This is a genomic window from Oleiphilus messinensis, from assembly GCF_002162375.1.
Classification (GTDB): domain Bacteria; phylum Pseudomonadota; class Gammaproteobacteria; order Pseudomonadales; family Oleiphilaceae; genus Oleiphilus; species Oleiphilus messinensis.
Genome location: NZ_CP021425.1, coordinates 2,022,953 through 2,040,977 on the forward strand (window position 1 = coordinate 2,022,953; position 18,025 = coordinate 2,040,977).

An 18,025-nucleotide genomic window follows, 5' to 3' on the forward strand; every position below is an offset into this window, starting at 1 on the left:
CAGTGCTTCAATTAGCACAGATCAGGCGCAATTTGCGGGTCAAAAACAAAAATATGGCTGTAAGTAACAGAGATACCCATACATAGGTTCCTTTAAACCGGCCCTTCCAGAATCGTCCAGTGCATTGATCTTCCTGATTAGCTGCACGGGCAATGGATTCATTAAATGATCGCATGTTTTGAGTAGGTGTCTTGATTCTTGACTCTGGTTTCTGTGCTAACAATGCTTTCCACACTGGATGTAATGTTTAAAAATCGTATCGATGGTGTTGTCTTTATTTAACGTGTCAATGGCTTGATTGATTTTGGTTAACAACTCTTTGGCGCGTGGCGATCGTTTTGAAATAAAAATATGGAATTCCGACGGGGGCGCGGAAGAAATTGTGCTCCATTGAAAACCATTAGGAGCTATCTTTTGACCGACAGATTCGAAACCATAAGCGACAGGGTAGCCGCCGAGCAATATATCTCCTCGTCCCATTTTAAGCATTTCAAAAGCATTAGAATAATTTTTGCCTTTGCCCACAAAGATTTTATCCTCATCTTGTATGCCATAGGTTTCATAAGACCAGCCGTACACGCCTAACAATCTATAGTTCTTTAGCTCATCCATGAAGTCTATGACAAGTCCATTCGGATATTTTTCTTTTGAATACCAATATCCACGGCTCATTGTGTAAATCCGTTTGGTCATGTAAGCCATTTCTCCGCGCTTTTTTGTATAAATGGCATTCATATACATTTCAAATTTATCTTTTGTCGCTATTTCGTAGAGGCATCGACTCCAGGGCAACAACTTCACTGAAAAACTAAAGCCTGTAAGCTTGGTTATCTCAGTCAATACGTCCATCATTGCTCCGCTGATCTTGCTGGTATTTTTCTGCCCATTAACTCGCTCGTAATAAGTATAAGGAGGAAACTCAGCCTGATCATCACATACATTGACGATAGGCTGTTCAGCCGACAAAGTTACTGGTGTGAGCAGCATGACTAACCAAAAATTTACCAGCTTCATCCTCATTAATTGAATTCCCACTTCCAATTTCCCAATTTGAACTACTACTATAGGATAAGTAACAAAGACAGCCACTCGAAAGTTCCACTTAGAGTGGCTGTCTTGTTTAATCAGTCATGAGACCTGGTTAAATGGAGATGAATTGTGAGCCGAAACATATGGCTCGTAAAAATTTGGCGCAGTGGAGCAAGTTGCGCTACGCAAATTTTATGGTATCGCTCCATAAAATTTACTCCGCTACACCGGTTCACTGATCAAGGCGTTATGTTTAAAAAAATGAATAATCCAGCGATTGAAAAATTGAAGCAATACCTAGAAGAATTGGAATCCGTGCAAGACTTCGATTCACTAGAAGCAAAAGCTGAACATATTGGTTTAATAAACCAAATAAAGTCCAGCATTGGGCAACTAGAGCTTTGCGAAAAGCATGGTATTAATTCAGGTTCTTTAGTGAGCGTATTGCCTGAAACAGAGAACCCAAATTTTTGCTATCTAGCAGTCCATGAAAACGAGTCTTCAAATCCAGCAAACTGGGAAGAGGTCATTTTCAACGGCCAGAAAATTCAATTTAGCGGTGGTGACCTTGTAATCCGAAAATAAACAGCATAACAAGGCCAGCCAGCATCGCTCCCTGCGGTCGCTGGATCTCGTTTAACCAGTAACAGAGACTGTCACATATAGATCCCAATCAACGGATTACGCAACACAGTGCGTCACTTGGCACAGATCGGACGCAATTGGCGGGTCAAAAAGAAAATTATAGTCCTTAGGCACCAGGAAAGAGGTTGGAATGGGCGTAAATCGCAAAATCCGAGCGCAAAATGTCCCCGAGTCCGCCCGATAGTCGCAGTAACAAAGACAGTCATATATCGTAGCGTAGAAGAGTAGATCGTGAACTATCAAGTAATAATCATAATTTTGGTTTCGTTAGTACTGATAACTTCGTACATGCTTGGATTTACGCCTCCATTGATAGGTATTATTTTTTTATTCGTTAGCCTAATTGCTTACCTGCAATATGCGAAGGATAAAAAGGCAGCTAAAAATGGAACTTGGCGCGTTTCGGAGAACACCTTGCACCTACTGGGGTTGTTTTGTGGTTGGCCTGGCGCGTTGATTGCGCAACAAAAATTCCGCCATAAAACCAAAAAGGTTAGTTTTAGAGTTGTATTTTGGCTTACGGTGATTGCCAATATTGGTGGCTTCGTGTGGCTCCATTCGCATGATGGTAATGTGCAATTACGCAAGGGAATGAGCGAAATTGAATCGTATGTTGCAAAACAAATAGACGAAAAAAATATTAGTGTTGTTATAAATTTACTTACTAGTTTTCATGGTGATGGTTCAGTCCGCTAAGACAGTAACAGAGACAGACTAGGGGAGTAGCAAAGACAGACTAGGGGAGTAGCAAAGACAGCCATCCGCAAGTTCCAAGCGGCGGATTGGGCTACGCAGTGCTTCAGGAAGCGGAGGTCAGGCGCAATTTGCAGGTTAAAAAGAAAATTTGGTTGTGAGACGCCAGGGATTAGGCTGGAAGGGGCAGAAATAGAAAATTCCGAGCGCAAAATGCCCCCGAGCCTGCCCGGTATTTTTTTAGGATGATGGGTATACAATGGTGCTTATGTCGGGAACAGATTTCGACACTGGGCCAATCCAGAAAACCGTCGCTGGCTAAGGCGCTTACTGGTGATTTCTACTTGTTCACCTTTGCCAACGAAGGTTGTTCAACTGGGTGTCCCTGTTTCGGTGCTTTTTTAAAACAGTGTAGAAAGTGGTGATGATTAAAGCTTATTGGTTGAGTGGGACGGACAACGGTTCTGATTTTTATGACTTGATACCAGAGAGTTTACTCTGTAAGGACTGCCGAACGATATGGGATAAAGAATATGTCAGACCCGTATTTAATCTCAAAAAAAATCTCGAAGTTTCATCTACCTATGATAATGTTAAGATTGTACCTAAATTCTGCAAACAACATTGTACTTGAAAAGAAAAAGGCGATTTGATTCAATTGGTTATCATCAAACAACCAAGCACATCAGAGTCACCTTTTTCATGATCAAGAATACCCATAAAAGTGCCAAAAAACCAGCCGCAAAAATTCGCTATCAACACACCGGAAAAAAGCTGACTAGTCAAGCTGGCATTATCCCTGCCATGCATTTCCTCGATCACATCGGTTTTACCGAGGCTTGCCAGAAGCATCTTGATTTGCAACGCGGCAACACGGCTCGTTACAGCTTGGGCGACTCAATCTACCTAACGATTATCGGCATCATCGCCGGTGCCACTTCGCTCAGGAAGGTGGTTTCTGTGTGGGCAGATCAGGTGCTGCGTGAAGTGGGGGGGTGGCTATCGATTCCAGATGACAGTACATTGGGTCGTATTTTCCGTCGTGGAAAGCTCAAGCATGTCACCCAGCTCGAACAGATTAATCACACCTTGCGTCAGGGAATTTGGCATAGAGCATTGAAGTCCGGTACTTGGTTGCCCGGAACCCTCTATCGAGGCTGGATTGATGTGGACTCGACTGTCAAAACCGTTTACGGTCAACAGGAAGGTGCTGAAAAAGGCTACAACCCAACGAAAAAAGGCTCTAATTCTTATCATCCACTGGTTGCCTTTTGCAGCCACACCAAAGAAATTTTGCAAGCATGGTTGCGCAGTGGCAGCACCTACACCAGCAACGGCATTGTAGGCTTCATGCAGCAACTTTCTGCGCAGATGCCACCCAAAATGCGGCTGCTATTCCGAGGTGATTCAGGATTCTTTGTTGGAGAGCTCATGGACTGGCTGGATCAGGCTCGCCATGGTTACCTGATTAAAGTGAAACTCAAAGGCCTTGCCGCTTTGTTGGACAAGCAAGCTTGGCAACGAGTACCGGGTCATACCGATTGGGAACAGTGTGACTTTTTCCATCAATGCGGTCAATGGGAGCGGTCACGTCGCTTTGTTGCTGTGCGGCGTAAAACTGCTCTCATCACCAAAGGCCCTCAACAAGCCTTGCTGAATGAGCCCGTTTACGACTACTTCTGCTACGTAACCACAGAGCGGTTGTCTCCTTGGCAAGCACACACGACATACGGAAAGCGCGCAACTTGTGAAACCTGGTTGGATGAAGCTAAGAACCAAATGGGGCTGGCGCAAATCAAGAGCCATGATTTCATGGCCAGCTCATTAATTTTCCAATGCGCTGTGCTGGCGTATAACACGGTACGCTGGATGGCACTACTGAGCGATAATGACGAATTGAAACGATGGGAAATTCAAACTATCCGAACTTTTCTGGTACGTACTGCTGGACAACTCTTGCGTGGTGGGAATCAGCTTAAGGTCAACGTTCCGAGCAACCATCTTCACCCAACTCCGTGGGCTGACTGGTTAAAGCTGTCGTTTATTCATTGACCAAAATACCTATACTTAAATTCTTCGACTAAGCAAATTCCAGATTTGGAGTCAGGCAGACTTTGGCCTGTTGCTCCGGTTGACGATAGAGATGATTATAATTTAAACAGTCCAATCAAGTGAATTACGCTTGTTTCAGTTGCATGGTGTGCAAAATGGTGATCCATCGACACTAAATGTCGCTATAGTCGTATCGAATCGATTCAGACATATAGATTGCAGGATTTAGGTTGTAAATGGTCGCTTTAAAAAGTATTGTGAACAGCTCGGTCTTGAACATGTCGATTTTATTCGCTTGAATTCAATCAAAGAAATTTACGTAATTCGGCCACGTAAGATCATCCGCGTTGATAGATCAAAAACTGAAATAGTTATCGAGAATTATTGTAATACCTGTGGATTACCCGAAGGCTTGTACGTTCCAAGTGGGGTGTATATTGAGCCTGAATCTCCCTTGGTTTCTGGTATTTACGCTAGCGATATGAAATTCTCTGGGATGGATTGCAAATCTCGCATGATCTTGGTTGGTGTTGAAACAGCACAGCTATTGAAAGCGCAAAAATTTAAAGGTGCGAGTTTTGTGGAAATTTACTGAAAGTTCACAATACATAATCGAGACGGCCACCCGTAAATTCTTCGAATGATGGAACGCCAGATTATTGATCAATTGCCAGCAGATGCTACGCGGGATGATGTTTTGTATCGCATTGGTGAACATAAAGAAATTGAATCAGGTTTAACAGATAGTGATGCAGGACGCACCACTCCTGTGGAAGATGTGGTGACGGAGTTTGGCACAGGGCCATGAAGGTGCTCCGATGTAAGGTTGAATAAGACCCGGTCAACATATTTACCGAATTAAAGAACCACAAATCGACATTGTTGCGGTATTACACTTCCGCGTGATGTTACTCTCAGGATCTGGATATTAGATCGTTTGGCGGTCTAAACCTTAACCCCCCGCCAATTTAACTTTCATCCCCCGCTTTTCCAGCTCGGCTTTAATGATGGTACGTTTGTCACCCTGAATTTCGATAATGTGGTCTTTTATCGCACCGCCGACGCCGCATTTCTTTTTCAAATCTTTGCACAGTGTTTTGAGTTCATCCAGTGGTACCGGGACGCCTTTGACCAAGGTGACCCCTGCGCCTTTGCGACCCTTGGTATCCAGCATCAGTCGGACGATGCCATCGCCATCGGGAATTTTTTGCGTGTCATCGCATATACATTCATCCACAGGATACTCGCAATCTGGACAGAGTCGCCCGGTTTCGGTGGAGTAGACTAGAGATGAACTTTTGTTGGACTTCTTGGCCACGGGGTTGATCCTTTTGGGTCGTTAGATTTGCATGGCGAGCACTATAAAGCAGCAAGCAAGGGTTGCCAAGTTTGCGGCGTAATGTCCGGGTTTTATTGACCACTGCAATCTTGCACGTTAAACCACTTTACACACCACACAGTTTCTGCCCTGACCCTTGGCTTCATACAGGGCTTCATCGGCTACTTTCATGACCTCGAGCGGGTCCGGGGTTTGATCGGTTCGTTCGCTGCAGCCGATGCTGATGGTGATCTGTACGATTTTCTTATCCGATGCGTTCTGGCCTCGTTGGTTTTGACCTGACTTTTTATCTTTGCTGCGGTTCTGGTCGCGGATTACCATTTGGTAGTGTTCGATATTGGCGCGCAGTTCATCAAGGTGTGGCTCGACTTCATTAACTGATTTACCGGGAAAAAGCACGGTGAACTCTTCCCCCCCGTAGCGGTAAGACGTGCCTTTCCCCCTGACTTTTTGCATTTTACTCGCGACCAGTTTGAGAACCTGATCTCCGACATCGTGACCATATTGATCATTAAACTTTTTGAAATGATCCACATCCAGCATGGCGATGCTGTATCGATTGCCAAGTGTGCCCATTTTCTCCAGGAGGGCCCGTCGTCCGGGCAGTTCCGTCAAGGTGTCGACAAAGGCGAGGTCATAGGTGATCTGCACGAAGGCGACAAACAGGGCCAGCATCAGCATTGTGAAGAGATAGGTTGAAATCAGAGGCTCTGAAAAATCGTAGAAAACGAGATGTCCGGTCAACCAGGATACAAGCAGAGCGAATTCAATGGACGAGCGTTTCCAGATCGCCACGATCATGAGGATCAAGCCCGTGAATAGAAAGGATGCCAGCCAGAGCGGCGTAATCCAGTATTTGTCGGTGATGAGAGGGTGGGTATACTCGAGTGCCAGTCGGAATACGGCGTCCGCATAACCACTGCGATAAATCCACCAGACCAGCAGATAGCTGGAGACAATAAAAAATACCCTGATTATGCCCCAGCCGGTCAGACTGCCTCGCTCCCGGTAAATGCCAATCAGTGCCAGGTGTAATCCGAATAAAATCACCGTCGCATGATACAGATACAGGTTGCTTTGTTCAGTTAATGCGGCCTGTAAACCCTGTTGAATGACCGCATAAGCCAGGCAAATGTTCACAGATGCCAGGGCGAGTCGGCTGCGGTTGAACGTGAGCGAAATTAAAATGAGAGCGCCTGACAGATAGTAGGGGAGTGCTTTGGCGATATTCTGTGTCAGAGCATGGGTGAGTGGATGTTCAATCGCAAAGTAGGCGATGAATATCATTAATGCTGGAAAAGCGCGCCAAAAAAAGCTGATGGCTTTCACGAATTGTTTGAACCTCATGGCATCAGGGAGAAAATTTACCCCGGTGCATCGTTTTATAGTCGATTAAAAATCTTACATCCTGATAAAAATTGTAGCCGGAAATAGCTGTAATCAAAAATAATTTACCAGAAGGACCGTGTTTTAAGCGGCAATGGTTTTTTTACGGCGGGGTCACACCTATAATGCATGGCAATGAAATTGAGACGCAATGGATGCCACCGGCGCAGGGCTCACGGGTGTCGTGCTGATATTGCCGAATAACAAGAGAGAATACAGATAGTTTATGAGTGTTGATATCGATTTGAGTAATGAGGGTGTAGAGCGTGTAACCCTTAAAGAATATACCGAGAAAGCCTATCTGGACTACTCGATGTATGTCATTCTGGATCGTGCATTGCCAAAGATTGGTGATGGCTTAAAGCCTGTGCAACGGCGAATTGTTTACGCGATGTCCGAACTGGGCCTCAAGGCCAGCTCAAAGCACAAGAAGTCGGCCAGGACGGTTGGTGATGTTTTAGGTAAGTTTCACCCCCACGGTGATTCGGCCTGTTATGAAGCCATGGTACTGATGGCACAGCCTTTCTCATATCGATATCCCTTGATCGATGGCCAGGGAAACTGGGGGTCGCCAGACGATCCGAAATCATTTGCCGCCATGCGTTACACAGAATCCCGTTTGTCGGGTTACGCCGAGGTTTTATTGCGTGAGCTTGGCCAGGGAACTGTGGACTGGGTGCCCAATTTCGATGGTTCGTTTCAGGAACCCGCCATGTTGCCCGCTCGCCTGCCGAATGTGTTGCTCAATGGCACAACGGGTATCGCCGTAGGGATGGCGACGGATATTCCACCCCATAATTTGCGTGAAGTGGTCAGCGCTTGTATTCACTTGCTGGATGATCCCAATGCCGGTCTGGAAGCCCTCAGTGAGCACATCAAGGGGCCGGATTTTCCAACCGCTGCAGAAATTGTGACGCCTAAAGCCGATATTCTTAAAATGTATGAAACGGGGCGTGGCTCGGTGAAGATGCGCGCGCGGTATCAGGTTGAGAATGGGGATATTGTGGTTACCGAGCTACCGCATCAGGCTTCCGGTGCGAAGGTGCTGGAGCAGATTGCCCAGCAGATGCAGGCTAAAAAGCTGCCGACCGTTGCAGATTTGCGCGATGAATCGGACCATGAAAATCCGACCCGCCTTGTGATTGTACCCCGTTCAAACCGGGTCGACGCAGAGTCATTAATGGGACATCTGTTTGCCACAACGGACCTGGAAAAGAACTACCGTGTTAATCTCAATATGATCGGCATTGATGATCGACCTGCGGTGAAGGGGTTGAAAGCGATACTGAGCGAATGGTTGACTTTCCGGATCAGTACTGTACGTCGGCGTTTGGAATATCGTCTGAACAAGATTAACGAGCGGTTGCACCTGTTGGAAGGTTTGCTCATTGCCTTTTTGAATCTGGATGAGGTTATTCATATCATCCGGACCGAAGATGAGCCGAAGAAAGTCTTGATGGCTCGATTCGAGTTAAGCAATGCGCAAGCAGAATATATTCTGGATACAAAATTACGTCAGTTGGCTCGCCTCGAAGAAATGAAAATCAAGGGCGAACAGGCCGATCTTGCTGAAGAAAAAGCAGACATTGAAAAAACACTGTCTTCTGATCGAAGAATGAAGTCCCTCGTGAAATCCGAACTTCAGGAAGATGCGGAAAAGTTTGGTGATGAGCGACGTTCGCCGATAATTGCAAGAGCAGAGGCGAAAGCCTATACCGAGGCGGACTTGCTGAGTTCTGACCCGGTAACGGTTGTCCTTTCTGAAAAAGGCTGGGTTCGCGCTGCGAAAGGGCATGATATCGATCCGGTTGCATTGAGCTATAAATCAGGCGATCGATATTTACTCTCGGCAACCGGGAAAAGTAATCAGCAGGTTGTGTTTCTGGACTCCACGGGACGTGCATACAGTCTTGCAACGCATACCTTGCCATCGGCTCGAGGGCAGGGGGAGCCGTTAACCGGCAGGATTAACCCGCCGTCGGGGGCTGTATTTAAAGGCTTGCTGCTCGGGGAGAGTGAGACGCGATATTTGATGTGGTCAGATGCCGGGTATGGCTTTGTCGCATCTCTGGGAGATTTGATCAGTAAAAACAAAGCGGGTAAGGCCGTGTTAACCTTGCCAAAAGGTGGTGAAGTGATGCCGCCTTTACCGGTGGGGGCGAACAGTGATTACCTGGTTGCCGTCACGAATGAAGGCCGTATGCTTATTTTCCCGCTGGGCGATCTGCCAGAAATGGCGAGGGGTAAAGGTAATAAGATTATCGGAATACCCTCCGCGCGCGTACAAACGCGGGAGGAGATGATGGTCGCGGCAGCAACATTCTCAGAGTCCGATACATTAGTTGTGTATTCTGGTAAGCGCCACCTTAAACTCCAGTTTAGTGACATTGAGCATTACCTTGGTGAACGTGGGCGTCGGGGGCATAAGTTACCCAGGGGTCTGCAACGGGTGGATCGAATTGAAATCGTAGCGGCTGGAGACTGAATGGCTCTGCGGGGAAAACAGGTTTTCCGATTGAGGAGTATCCGACTTTGAGTGAAGTAATACTGATAAATGTATCTGGCGCAGACAAGCCCGGGCTAACATCAGAAATTACCGGAATAATGGCGCAATACGGTATCGAAATTCTCGATATTGGTCAGTCCGTGATCCATGATCACCTGACCTGGGGCATTCTGATCAAAATTGCAGACCAGCAGGAGTCTGCACCGGTGCTGAAAGATTTGCTGTTTCGCATGCATGAGCTGGAGCTTCGAGCCCGATTTGAAGCGATTGATTCGGAACAGTATCGTGCCTGGGTCGAGGGTAAAGGCAAGGCGCGTTACATTGTGACCTTGCTGGCTCGGACGATCACTGCCGAACAGATTGCAAAAGTATCCGGTATTACTGCACAGCATGGACTCAATATCGACAATATCTCACGATTGTCAGGGCGACGGGGGCTGGCTTCGGGGGACGCTCAAGGCAAAGCCTGTATCGAGTTTTCTGTGCGGGGTACACCTTCTGATCTGGAGCAGCTCAGGGCTGAGTTTTTAAGAATCAGTGGTGAGCTGAACGTTGATATTGCGTTCCAGGAAGATAATCTCTTCCGTCGCAATCGCCGCCTGGTTGTATTCGACATGGACTCGACATTGATCGATGCCGAGGTGATTGACGAATTGGCCAAGGAGGCTGGTGTGGGTGACCAGGTCGCCCAGATTACCGAGCGGGCCATGCGTGGCGAGATTGAATTCAATGAAAGTTTTGCGCAACGGGTCGGTCTTCTGAAAGGTATGCCGGAATCGGTGCTTGAAACCGTCGCGGCACGACTCAATTTAACGGAAGGGGCGGAGCGTCTAATCGGTACCCTGAAATCACTGGGGTACAAAACCGCAATTCTGTCAGGCGGGTTCACGTATTTTGCCAAACACCTTCAGGAAAAGCTGGGCATTGACTACGTTTATGCCAATGAGCTGGAAATTGTGGGTGGAGCTGTGACGGGCAGGGTAACCGGTACGATTGTTGATGGCGCGCGCAAGGCACATTTGCTGAATGAAATTGCTGCCCGGGAGAATATCCGTAAAGAGCAGGTGATTGCGGTGGGCGATGGTGCCAATGATTTGCCGATGCTCAGTCAGGCCGGGTTGGGGGTTGCATTTCGGGCCAAGCCGTTAGTAAAGGAAACGGCACGACATGCGATATCAAATATTGGTCTGGACGGGATTCTCTATCTAATTGGATTCCGGGACCGTGAAACCAATAATGAATTGGATTAGCGGACTGCACCACTAAAAAAAGAGGGCCATTGCCCTCTTTTTTTATGCCAAGCTGAAAGTTGGCTTGCGGTTATTGCTCTTCGCTGAAGTCGTAATTCATTTCTGTCGTTGGTGCCTGCAGGTAGTAGCCCTGAATGTAGTTGACCCCCGCTTGCCATAACGTGGACAGCACCGAAGCGTTTTCCACCAGCGGTACGATGGTCAGTTTGCCCATGCCCTGAAGGCTCTGGATCATCTCTTTCACCTGTTCACGGGTTTCTTCATTTTGCTGGATTTCTTCAGTAAACGAACCATCCAGTTTAACGTAGTCGGCATCCAGATGTTTGAGCGTGTTAAAGGGATCCAGCGCGCAGCCAAAACGGCTGATCGACAGCTTGCAATGAAGCTGTTTCAGGTGTTTTACAAAGCCTTTTGCCTGCTTCAGGTAGTTGACTGCATCGGTTTCCGTAATCTGGAAGATGATGGCATCACCGGGAAGGCGCGCAGCTTTCAGGGCCACGCTCAGCCATTGCAGGAAGGTTTGATCGAGTATGGTTTCTGCTGTGATGTTCAGGAACAGTTTGGTTTGATGTCCCTTCGCTCTATGTGCCCCCAATGTCTTGATGGTTTTAAGGATTACCCAGCGATCTATTTTGGTGGCCATATCGGACGGGCCTGATGGTGGCAGGAAGTCATAGGGGGAAACTTCCTCATCATCCTCAACCAGCATGCGGATAAAGGCTTCGTAATGTTCTTCCCCTTCTCCGCGCAGACTGATGATCGGTTGATATAAGGTTTTAAAACGGTTTTCATCCAGTGCTTTCTGCAGTGCATTTGAGGAATTATCGACGTCATTCCCAAGCTCTTTGGGCACATAAAGGTGGATGCCGTTACCTTTTTCGTGGTCTTTCAGTTTTTTCACATCCGCTGAGGCGACATGACCACGACCAATCAGGTCGTTTGACTTGGGCGCATTCTCATTGATCAGTGCGACACCAATGCTGACTGTAACCCGGATGGTTCGGTCAGACACTTCGAATAGATGCTCTTCTACGTTCCGACGAATTAATTCTGCCTGGCTCATGGCATTTTTTTCATCAACGCTGACCATCAATTCTGCGAAGGTGTCGTCACCCAGGCGCGCAATAATGTCATGCGTGTTTTCTTCGGTGCGCTTGGTATCCTTTAAAACAGCGGAAATATCGCTCAGTATCAAGTCAGTTCCGGCGATACCGACATCTGATTTCAGGGTATTGAATTCGTCGATGACGATATAAAGTAGAGCCCCTTGGGTATCACTGGAGTGGGCGCTTTCGACCGTTTTGGTCAGTTGCTCCATGAAGTGCTGACGATTGTAAAGACCGGTAAGCAAATCCTGACTACTGATCTCTTTCAGTTTTTCTTCGAGCTCTGCATTGCTGGTTTGCGGGCGAATAATGACTTGCATGCAAGGTTCGCCATCGTAAGTCGCGGACGACAATGAGATGGACACTTCAATCTCATGGTCGTCGCTTCGTTTGGCCACACCTGGCAACTGGCAGTCGGATGGGTTTTGCTGATACCCCTTGGTGGTTTCTTTAAACTTCTCTTGAGTTTTGCTGTCCATGGTGTCGAGGATTGGAATGCACATCATTTCGTCCATGTCTTCATATCCCAAAAAGTCGAGATAGGACTGGTTCGCGTAGATGTGCATGCCATCATTGACGTAGGCGATAGCATCTTTTGAACTGTCGAGTAAGAGTTCGCAGCGTTTTTCCGCTTCATGCAGATGAATATCTGCAGTTTTACGCTGCCGCCGTTCGTACAGGTTTTTCAGCTCCCGGGAGATCACCAGCATCAAATGATCCGTATATTCAAACGGAACCACATCCTGGGCCCCGGCTTTCATAAAGTTAACAATTGTATCTTTATCGAGTTCTTTGCTGAGAATGATGAAAGGAATATCTTTGTCGAGGCGCTTTAGCTCGGTCAGGGCGGCTGTGCAGTCAAATTCCCGTTCTTCCTCACGGGCGAGAAACAGATCCCAGCTGTGCGTGTTTAAGTGTTCTGTCAAGTCTTCCAGAGAGGTGACCCTGTGTGCTCGGGTTGCCCGGCCGGAGTTACGTAGCAGGCTGACAAGATGCTCCGCATCATTTTGCGATTCATCAAGGATGAGTAGATGTACGGTTTCGTTTTTCTTTTTCATTCTGTTTGGCTTCTGGACAGCTGATTTCAGTCTGTAGACTGTTTTTCTCTCAACGCTGAATCGGTTGACAGGTATTGGGTGGTAGCCAGGGCTTGTTGTCCGTCAACAGACCCTAGCGGTATTCTAATGATCAAGCAGGGTCAGTACAACCAATTATCCTTCTTTGACCAGACTGCTGAACCGGGAAATTTACCGTTACAGGGATGGCCAAAGGGAGTCAAAATCATCCTCCACGGTTGAGTTTTTTGTACTTTTACTCGGCGCTGGATCAGGAAAAGGCATCATTCCATCCAGGTATTTAATTTCGAAGCGACTATAGCTTCCGGTTGCCGAAACCCTTTTGACCAGTTGACAGCGTTGTGATGAGCCGTTTTCGAAAATCATCACTTTTTGCCCGGTTTGAAACGGCAGCCGTGGCGTAATCACAGTTGCAGGTTGGCCGATTGCGGTTAACTCCGGCAGGATAAGTGCTCTTAAAAATTCACTGTTATCCCCGGTTTTCTGTAACAGTTGAATGCCACAGGGGCCGGCTGTCGGGGCTAATAGTTCTACGCCAAGTTGCGTTCCCTGTTGCTTGATCTGGCGAATCCAGCGGATGGCAGCAATGCTCCAACCCTCTACGCCGGGCTCTTTAACGCCAAGAATCTCTCCGGTTTGAATATTACCCGGCATTTCGGCAGTCCAGTGCAGGCAATAGCCTCCCGGACTGGTGTTAATCAATGGAATCTTGTAAACCTTGTATCCAGGCTTTCGCTCTTCTTCGCTGTTGCCTGCCGCAAAATCAATTGAGCTGCCAGCGGGCATGCCATCGCCAGCTCCGGCGTCGAAAGCGCCTCCCCATGCATCATTTTTCTTGTTTGCCGCGTTGAGAAACTTGTTTCCCTCCTCCTCGTCATCTGATGCGTTGATCATGAATTTATTGAATTCGGTTTCGCCTGCACTGTAATAGTGTGTTGCACTCATTCCGACGCAAATCAACAGGTTGCCCTGGCTGGCAATGCGTTTGAATGTGCGCTTGGCCAGAACACCGAGGGATTGCGCCAAATGTGCCATGATCTGGTCGGAAAGCGGCTCGGGCATGGCCAAGCCATCTGAACTTTGATTCCGCCGGTTTGGATTGGGGGTGTTGAGATAGTCTGAAATCTGTTTGACCAGCATGGCCGTATCCAGTCCATAGTATTGTTCTGTCTCTGCACTATGAACGAGGCTTCGATAGACCGGGGGGGAGTCCTTCTTCATGTTGATCACAAAGAGCGCGTTATCGATTCGTTTCTGGCTAACCTTAACCTGATCTGCCCAGTGCTCAAGTACGTTGTACAGGGTGTTGAGGTCATTTTGACGAAGTTGATTGGGCTTGCAGCAGCCCAGTAATAGAACCTGTTTGTAGGGTGATTCAACTGAGCTTTCAGTTTTATAGGCCATTTCCTTGTCGTTGACTTTAAGATCCCTGAGATTATGTGCGTCGGCGAAGCAGAAGATTTGATGCATCTCATGCCAGATATTATCGGGGCTGGCGCAATAGAGTTGATTGGCACGTAATATCGCACGCCCGAACTCAACGATAATGCGATGGGAGGCTTGTGCCAGGAGTTTTTTGTGGCGATCCGGTCCGCTTTGCGTTATTGCGTTCATCAAAACAATCTTGTAGCCGGTCGCCAGGTGCACCTGGAGGGCCTGACTGAGATTGGCGATCTTGCGCTGCTTTTCCGGAAGCATGATCGACTGGTTCAAGAAGTGCTTGGACAGCTCCGTGCACACAAAATGCATCGGACTACGAACCACTTCGAGCAACTGCATGCGCAGGGTAGGGGCTGCAGACAGTTGATTTAACTCAATGATGGCATGATAAAGTTGCCGGGCAGTCTCCCCAATATTCGCTTTGGGTAGTTCATCGGCCCATTGCTCTAGTCCTTTAACTGTGGCGTCACAAAACGACAGTGTCATAAGGGTCTGGTCTGGAATGCGTAAATTTAACATGCTACCCCGAGCGTCCATCAAAAAAATACCGTGTAGTGATTGATCAATTATAGAAAAGTGTCTTATCGTTTTGTTTTCAATAATAAACGGGTCTCTACTGAAGCATAGCAAAAAAAATTGGTAAGTCAGGATTTCAGTGCTTAACCACCGAAAATTGTCGTTTTTGCATGTTCTCCCGGGTTTTCTTTCACCAGTTTCGGTACCAGAAAGCCCGGCAACTCGGCCTGTAACTCGCGCATAAGCGCGATGGCCCGGGCCTTCGAAACATCGAAATGGGCTGTTCCGGCAACCGCATCCGGTAGGTGAAGATAGTAGGGTAGTACGCCAATGTCGAAGAGTTTTTCACTCAGGTGCTTGAGGATAGTGGCATCGTCATTGATCCCGTGCAGCAATACCGACTGATTCAGAAGTGTAATATTGTTATGTTGGAGTCTTTGCAACGCGTTTGCGACCTGTTGATCAATCTCCTGTGGGTGGTTGATGTGCAATACAAGCACAGTTTTCAGTGGGCTTTGTTGCAGGGTACGGATTAATGTCTCTGTGATTCGTTGCGGAATCACCACTGGAAACCGGCTGTGCAGACGAATACGTTTGATATGTGGAATACCTGAAATCTGGTCAAACAGTGATTGCAGATGGGGGTCATCCAGCGTGAGTGGATCGCCACCACTCAAAATAACTTCATTTAATTGTGTGTCCTGTCTGATGTAGGCCAACGCTGCATCGCGTCGGGCCTGTCCCGGATTATTCTCCCCATAGGGGAAGTGGCGTCGGAAACAATAGCGGCAGTGAATCGGACAAGCCGGATGGGTGATCAAAAGGGCTCGTGACTTGTATTTGTGCAAGACTCCCGGGATTGGATTGGAGTCAGACTCCTGAAGCGGATCATCGATGTAGTTCTGGTGTTGTTCTCGCTCTTTAGCGACAGGGAGGACCTGTTTCAGGAGTGGGTCATTGATATCACCCTTTTTAATCCTGTTGAGAAACGGCTCTGGAACCCGCTGGGCGAATTCTGCATCAATTACCTCTCCAGAAAGGAGTAGGTTTTCCGGTAATTCCAGCCTTTGCAACAGCTCGAGCGGAGATTTTATAGCGCTGGAAAGGATTTTCTTCCAGCTTGACTCTTCTATCGAATCGTCAATTCGCGGTATCATTTAGCGTTTTCCATTATCTAATTGGCTGGACGTAGCGGATTTCAGTATTGCTCGGAGCTCATAACGAGCGTCGACATCGTAGAGCTAGAGCCAGCGGATCAAGTTTAACTCTTAAATTTCTATTTTTTCGGTGAGGTATCATGGCCAACTATTCTACCAACGAATTTAAATCAGGTCTCAAAGTAATGCTAGATGGAGACCCGTGCGCCATCGTTGAAAACGAGTTCGTTAAACCCGGTAAAGGTCAGGCCTTCAATCGCGTCAAGCTCCGTAACTTGAAATCCGGACGAGTGTGGGAGCGTACTTTTAAATCCGGAGAGTCTCTGGAAGGGGCAGACGTTATCGATCTGGATATGGAGTACCTCTATACCGATGGTGAGTTCTGGCATTTTATGCTCACGGATGGTTCTTTCGAGCAACATGCTGCGGATCAAAGTGCTGTGGGGGACACCATCAAATGGTTGAAAGAGCAAGAGGTGTATTCTGTAACATTGTTCAATGGCGCGCCATTGTCCGTTGTACCGCCTAATTTTGTTGATCTTGAGGTGGTTGAGACGGATCCCGGTGTGAAAGGTGACACGGCTCAGGGCGGAACCAAGCCCGCGACACTTACTACCGGCGCGGTTGTGAACGTACCGTTGTTCGTCAGTATTGGTGAAGTGTTAAAAATTGATACTCGCACGGGCGATTATGTCAGCCGAGCAAAATAACGCAGCCGAGCACTATGCGAATAAGCGGGCTTATGCCCGCTCTGAAATTGAACAGGCTGGCTGGTTGCCAACCTGTTCAATTGATGCCCTGAAAGCTCGGGGTGAAATGCTCCGAAAGATAAGATTGTTCTTTGCAGAGCAGGGGGTTTTGGAGGTGGAGACACCCATCCTGAGCGCAGCTGTTGCGACCGACCCTTATCTCGATGCGATTCAATGCTCCGTGGCGGGGGTTCAGTCCAGGCTGTGGACAGATTCAAGAGTGTTTGACGCTGAGCATGCCCAAGATCCTTTGTTTTTTATGCAGACGTCGCCTGAGTTTGCGATGAAACGATTGCTCGCCGCCGGAAGCGGGCCAATCTATCAGATTTGTAAAACCTTTAGAAACGGTGAGCGGGGGCGGCGTCATAATCCGGAATTTACCATGCTGGAATGGTATCGTCCTGGCTTTAATGATTTGAACCTGATGACTGAAGTGGAAGCGTTGGTTCAACTTGCTTTGCCGCATTTTTCACTACCCTTTGAGCGAATCACCTACCGTGATGCATTCCGTCAGTATGCCGGAATTGATCCGTTTTTGGCGTCAGTTGCAGAATTGAAGTCGTGCATCCTCAGTTTTACCGAGATGCCGGGTTTATCCGATGATCGCGATCTTTTGCTGGATGTCATTCTGAGTCATAAAGTGGAGCCAAGGCTGGGTGCTGAGCGACCCAGTTTTCTGCACGACTACCCCGCATCCCAGGCTGCTTTGGCACAAGTGACACAAGTGGATGGGTACGATGTAGCCCAGCGTTTTGAACTCTATATCCATGGGCTTGAAATCGCGAACGGTTATCATGAATTGCTGGATGCCCGGGAGCAAGAACAACGTCTTCAGGCCGATAACCGGGCACGAATGACTTTAGATAAACCCTGTCGACCGATAGATTACCATCTGATTGATGCCTTGAGTGCAGGAATGCCCGCCTGTGCCGGCGTTGCTCTGGGTCTGGACAGGTTGTTAATGATCGCGCTTGGTGCTGAAGAAATTGATGCTGTGTTGACGTTTCCCGTTGACCGGGCCTGACAGGGAGGCATTCGCTGTTCAAGCCCGGAAAGACGTAAACCACATCGGAGTTTGCTG

At 47.7% G+C, this 18,025-nt stretch carries 15 protein-coding genes; 9 read left to right on the forward strand and 6 right to left on the reverse strand.

From position 1 onward, the window contains the following. Positions 1-216: 216 nt before the first annotated feature. Positions 217-1,089, reverse strand: a complete 873-nt coding sequence (locus OLMES_RS08850; protein ID WP_087460930.1) for a substrate-binding periplasmic protein — start codon at positions 1,087-1,089, stop codon at positions 217-219. Positions 1,090-1,158: 69 nt separating this feature from the next. Between OLMES_RS08850 and OLMES_RS08855 the strand changes: the two genes are divergently transcribed. The 5 genes from OLMES_RS08855 to OLMES_RS28275 all read left to right on the forward strand — a co-directional run bounded on the left by OLMES_RS08855 (position 1,159) and on the right by OLMES_RS28275 (position 5,227). Continuing rightward, on the forward strand, positions 1,159-1,614 hold the full coding sequence (locus OLMES_RS08855) for a hypothetical protein (RefSeq protein WP_087460931.1): 456 nt from the start codon (positions 1,159-1,161) through the stop codon (positions 1,612-1,614). A 291-nt stretch (positions 1,615-1,905) separates the two neighbouring features. Then, entirely contained in the window at positions 1,906-2,370 is a 465-nt protein-coding gene (locus tag OLMES_RS08860) for a DUF1294 domain-containing protein (RefSeq protein ID WP_232465298.1), read from the forward strand. Positions 2,371-3,069: 699 nt separating this feature from the next. Then, on the forward strand, positions 3,070-4,419 hold the full coding sequence (locus OLMES_RS08865) for an IS1380 family transposase (RefSeq protein WP_087459351.1): 1,350 nt from the start codon (positions 3,070-3,072) through the stop codon (positions 4,417-4,419). A gap of 295 nt (positions 4,420-4,714) precedes the next feature. Further along, positions 4,715-5,014 carry a hypothetical protein gene (locus OLMES_RS27955; RefSeq protein ID WP_157678228.1) on the forward strand — a complete coding sequence of 100 codons (300 nt, stop codon included), beginning with the start codon at positions 4,715-4,717 and terminating at the stop codon, positions 5,012-5,014. Positions 5,015-5,059: 45 nt separating this feature from the next. Further along, positions 5,060-5,227: a hypothetical protein gene (locus tag OLMES_RS28275; RefSeq protein ID WP_198343276.1), complete on the forward strand. Its 168-nt coding sequence runs from the start codon at positions 5,060-5,062 to the stop codon at positions 5,225-5,227. A gap of 144 nt (positions 5,228-5,371) precedes the next feature. Here the strand turns inward: OLMES_RS28275 and OLMES_RS08870 are convergent, their stop codons facing one another. Both OLMES_RS08870 and OLMES_RS08875 read right to left on the reverse strand, forming a co-directional pair. After that, on the reverse strand, positions 5,372-5,737 hold the full coding sequence (locus tag OLMES_RS08870; protein WP_087460933.1) for a translation initiation factor Sui1: 366 nt from the start codon (positions 5,735-5,737) through the stop codon (positions 5,372-5,374). Between the two features lie 117 nt (positions 5,738-5,854). Continuing rightward, positions 5,855-7,087, reverse strand: coding sequence for a GGDEF domain-containing protein (locus tag OLMES_RS08875; protein ID WP_157678229.1), 1,233 nt, complete (start codon positions 7,085-7,087; stop codon positions 5,855-5,857). 283 nt (positions 7,088-7,370) lie between these two features. On the opposite strand from OLMES_RS08875, the gene parC reads away from it, so the two are divergent. Together parC and serB are read left to right on the forward strand one after the other, a co-directional pair. Continuing rightward, on the forward strand, positions 7,371-9,629 hold the full coding sequence (gene parC, locus OLMES_RS08880; RefSeq protein ID WP_087460935.1) for a DNA topoisomerase IV subunit A: 2,259 nt from the start codon (positions 7,371-7,373) through the stop codon (positions 9,627-9,629). 47 nt (positions 9,630-9,676) lie between these two features. Beyond that, the gene (gene serB, locus OLMES_RS08885; protein ID WP_087460936.1) at positions 9,677-10,900 is read left to right on the forward strand and encodes a phosphoserine phosphatase SerB; all 1,224 of its coding nucleotides are present in this window, start codon (positions 9,677-9,679) and stop codon (positions 10,898-10,900) included. A gap of 70 nt (positions 10,901-10,970) precedes the next feature. Here the strand turns inward: serB and OLMES_RS08890 are convergent, their stop codons facing one another. The 3 genes from OLMES_RS08890 to epmB all read right to left on the reverse strand — a co-directional run bounded on the left by OLMES_RS08890 (position 10,971) and on the right by epmB (position 16,195). Next, complete coding sequence (locus OLMES_RS08890) at positions 10,971-13,064, reverse strand: EAL domain-containing response regulator (RefSeq protein ID WP_087460937.1); 2,094 nt, start codon at positions 13,062-13,064, stop codon at positions 10,971-10,973. A gap of 195 nt (positions 13,065-13,259) precedes the next feature. Continuing rightward, positions 13,260-15,059, reverse strand: coding sequence for a GTPase (locus tag OLMES_RS08895; RefSeq protein WP_087460938.1), 1,800 nt, complete (start codon positions 15,057-15,059; stop codon positions 13,260-13,262). A 122-nt stretch (positions 15,060-15,181) separates the two neighbouring features. Then, positions 15,182-16,195 (reverse strand): EF-P beta-lysylation protein EpmB, encoded by a 1,014-nt coding sequence (gene epmB, locus OLMES_RS08900; protein WP_087460939.1) that lies wholly within the window; start codon positions 16,193-16,195, stop codon positions 15,182-15,184. A gap of 140 nt (positions 16,196-16,335) precedes the next feature. On the opposite strand from epmB, the gene efp reads away from it, so the two are divergent. Together efp and epmA are read left to right on the forward strand one after the other, a co-directional pair. Continuing rightward, entirely contained in the window at positions 16,336-16,905 is a 570-nt protein-coding gene (efp, locus tag OLMES_RS08905; protein ID WP_087460940.1) for an elongation factor P, read from the forward strand. Then, the gene (gene epmA / locus OLMES_RS08910) at positions 16,886-17,968 is read left to right on the forward strand and encodes an EF-P lysine aminoacylase EpmA (protein WP_087460941.1); all 1,083 of its coding nucleotides are present in this window, start codon (positions 16,886-16,888) and stop codon (positions 17,966-17,968) included. Before efp ends, epmA begins: the two co-directional genes overlap by 20 nt. The last annotated feature ends 57 nt before the right edge of the window (positions 17,969-18,025 follow it).